Origin of the sequence: Anabaena sp. UHCC 0253 (genome assembly GCF_009712085.1) — a bacterium.
GTDB lineage: Bacteria > Cyanobacteriota > Cyanobacteriia > Cyanobacteriales > Nostocaceae > Dolichospermum.
This window is the reverse complement of sequence record NZ_VILD01000002.1, coordinates 502,134-505,801: the sequence shown is the minus strand read 5'-3', so window position 1 is coordinate 505,801 and position 3,668 is coordinate 502,134. Positions and strand designations below refer to the sequence as shown.

Here is a 3,668-nt window from a genome sequence, read left to right as displayed (position 1 = left end):
ACTAGCATCCTCCTACCTAGAAGGAGCTAACTTCCTGACAGTAGCAGTATCTACACCAGCAGACAGCATGGGACATTTCCCTGTTTGTTCCTGTGGGGACCTGAAGCTCAAGGCGATTTCACCCGTTGGTGTCAACTAGGTGGTTTCTGGCCTTTCGTAGCCCTACACGGTGCATTCGGTCTAATTGGCTTCATGTTACGCCAATTTGAAGTAGCTCGTCTTGTCGGTCTGCGTCCCTATAATGCCCTAGCTTTCTCCGGTCCTATTGCCGTATTCGTCAGCGTCTTCCTGATGTATCCCTTGGGACAATCTAGCTGGTTCTTTGCACCCAGCTTTGGCGTAGCTGCAATTTTCCGTTTCCTTCTCTTCCTGCAAGGTTTCCACAACTGGACACTCAACCCCTTCCACATGATGGGTGTAGCAGGTATTCTTGGTGGTGCTTTACTTTGTGCCATTCACGGTGCAACAGTCGAAAACACCTTGTTTGAAGATGGTGAAGGATCAAACACCTTCCGCGCTTTCAACCCTACTCAAGCTGAAGAAACCTACTCCATGGTGACAGCAAACCGTTTCTGGTCACAGATTTTCGGGATTGCTTTCTCTAACAAACGTTGGTTACACTTCTTCATGTTGTTTGTACCTGTTACAGGCTTGTGGATGAGTTCCGTCGGTATCGTTGGTTTAGCATTAAACCTTCGTGCTTATGACTTCGTTTCCCAAGAGTTACGGGCAGCAGAAGATCCAGAGTTTGAAACTTTCTATACCAAAAACATTTTGCTGAACGAGGGTATCCGCGCTTGGATGGCTCCTCAAGATCAACCCCACGAACAGTTCGTATTCCCAGAGGAGGTACTACCACGTGGTAACGCTCTCTAATAGAGTTATTAGCGGTGGACGCGACCAAGAATCCAGCGGTTTCGCTTGGTGGTCTGGCAACGCTCGTTTAATCAATTTATCTGGTAAACTACTTGGCGCTCACGTTGCCCATGCTGGTTTAATCGTCTTCTGGGCTGGAGCAATGACTTTATTTGAAGTTGCTCACTTCATTCCAGAAAAGCCCATGTACGAACAGGGTTTAATTCTTCTCCCTCACGTCGCCACACTTGGTTGGGGCGTTGGTGCCGGTGGTGAAGTTATTGACACATTCCCTTATTTCGTCGTTGGCGTACTTCACCTCATTTCCTCAGCAGTTCTAGGTTTTGGCGGTATTTATCATGCCGTTCGTGGACCTGAAACCTTAGAAGAGTATTCCTCTTTCTTCGGTTATGACTGGAAAGACAAGAACAAGATGACCAACATCATCGGCTTCCACCTAATCATCCTTGGATGTGGTGCGTTGTTGCTGGTGCTAAAAGCTATGTTCTTCGGTGGAGTCTATGATACATGGGCCCCTGGTGGTGGTGATGTACGTGTGATTACTAATCCTACCCTCAACCCAGCTATCATCTTCGGTTATCTAATTAAAGCTCCATTCGGTGGCGAAGGCTGGATTGTTAGCGTTGATAATATGGAAGATATTATCGGCGGTCATATCTGGATTGCTTTAATTTGCATTTCCGGTGGTATCTGGCACATCTTCACTAAGCCTTTTGCTTGGGCGCGTCGTGCTTTCATCTGGTCTGGTGAAGCTTACCTCTCCTACAGCTTGGGCGCTCTTTCCTTGATGGGCTTTATTGCTTCCATCATGGTTTGGTATAACAACACCGCTTACCCCAGCGAATTCTTCGGTCCTACTGGTCCTGAAGCTTCTCAAGCACAAGCTTTAACCTTCTTAATTCGTGACCAACGCTTAGGTGCTAACGTCGGTTCTGCTCAAGGTCCTACGGGTCTAGGTAAATACTTAATGCGCTCTCCTACAGGTGAAATCATCTTTGGTGGAGAAACCATGCGCTTCTGGGATTTCCGTGGCCCTTGGTTAGAGCCTCTTCGTGGTCCTAACGGTCTTGATCTGGAAAAAATCAAGAACGATATTCAACCTTGGCAAGCACGTCGTGCAGCTGAATACATGACACACGCTCCTCTGGGTTCTTTGAACTCTGTAGGTGGTGTGGCTACTGAAATTAACTCTTTCAACTATGTATCTCCTCGTGCGTGGTTAGCTTGTTCACACTTCGTTTTAGGATTCTTCTTCCTCATTGGTCACTTGTGGCACGCAGGCCGCGCCCGTGCTGCTGCTGGTGGTTTTGAGAAAGGTATTAACCGCGAAACTGAACCAGTGATGTTTATGCCTGACCTTGACTAGGTTGTTTTTATTTGGATTTAATCACTGTTAATTAATTTTTGGCTCTTGCTTTTCATAGCAAGGGCTTTTTTATGGAAGTTAGGTATTCAGCCTCATTCTGAAAATTAATCGCAGGTAATTTGGACTCATATAGTATAAAATGCCTAGATGAGTTTTTTTCTGGTGTGTAATGGTACTTTAATAATGGCTTTTTCCTGGAAAGGTAATTTAAATTGGTTACAAGTGCAGCGTTATCGAGAACTCCTGCACGTCTTAGTAGGACGAAATCTGAAAGTACGCTATCGGGGTTCTTTTCTGGGGGTTTATTGGTCACTATTAAACCCTTTAATTATGACAGGACTGTATACTGCCATTTTTGGTGCTACCTTTGCATCTTATTATGGTAACTCCATCATCAACTATATGCTGGCAGCACTGACAGGGCTGTTAGTAATTAATTTTTTCTCATCTTCTACATCCCAAGCTTTAGCCAGCGTAGTTGGTAATGGTGCATTATTAAATAAAATTCAGTTACCAGTCAGTGTTTTTCCGGTATCCATGATTGCGGCAAATGTATTTCAATTTTCAGTAGGCGCATTTCCGTTACTGGCAATTATGACTTTGATTAATTCCCAAAGTCTAGTCAATGTCTTAGCCTTACTATTTCCATTTCTCGCACTGATTTTAGTTTCTACAGGAGTTGGTTTTTTAGTTAGTGCTTTGTACGTATTCTTTAGAGATTTACCTTACTTTTATGAGTTGGTAGTATTTATGATTTGGATTAGTAGTCCTGTATTTTATCCAGCAGCTATTGTTCCCAAACAAGTGAAACAGTTTTTAGGTTTAAATCCTTTATCACCAATTATTGAAAGTCTTCGTCAGATTACTTTATCAGGTTCTCCACCTGATTTAGGTTTAATTTGGGGCGCTTTATTGAGTGGAATAATTATTTTAGCCTTGGGATGGACTTGTTTTCATCTGTGGCGACATCAATTTATGGATTTGCTCTAACCTCTAACATAGCTATGATTTAATCATTGCACAGAGTAGATTCTGATAGTTTATAATTAACCAAAGATAGTAATTTATCCCAATCAAATCTATGGCTTTAACCGCACAAGAAATAGAAGCATTAATGCCAGATTGCACTGAAATACTCAGCGATGAACCAGAAATGGAAAGTTCCTTACACTATACACAACTATTAATATTAGTAACTTGTTTAGAATGGTTATGGCGTGATAGAGAAGATTTTTTTATTGGTGCAAATCTTAGCGTTTACTATAGCCGACAACAGTTAAAACATCGAGGCTTTAGAGGTCCAGACTTTTTTCTAGTCAAAGACACGGAAAATTTCCGCGTTTTCTTGGGTAACATGGGAAGAGGATGGTAAATACCCCAATGTAATAATTGAATTACTGTCTGATTCTACAGAGCAAGTAGATAA

The 3,668-nt window shown here is 42.7% G+C and carries 2 protein-coding genes and 2 pseudogenes; all 4 read left to right on the top strand.

The window, feature by feature from the left end:
• Positions 1 to 876, top strand: a pseudogene (gene psbD, locus FJR38_RS06470) (photosystem II D2 protein (photosystem q(a) protein)); the annotation flags it as partial.
• Positions 860 to 2,242, top strand: a complete 1,383-nt coding sequence (psbC, locus tag FJR38_RS06465; protein WP_168495451.1) for a photosystem II reaction center protein CP43 — start codon at positions 860 to 862, stop codon at positions 2,240 to 2,242. The pseudogene psbD and the gene psbC, both read left to right, overlap by 17 nt.
• Positions 2,243 to 2,425: 183 nt before the next feature.
• Complete coding sequence (locus tag FJR38_RS06460; protein WP_168495452.1) at positions 2,426 to 3,232, top strand: ABC transporter permease; 807 nt, start codon at positions 2,426 to 2,428, stop codon at positions 3,230 to 3,232.
• A gap of 91 nt (positions 3,233 to 3,323) precedes the next feature.
• Positions 3,324 to 3,668, top strand: a pseudogene (locus FJR38_RS28245) (Uma2 family endonuclease); the annotation flags it as partial.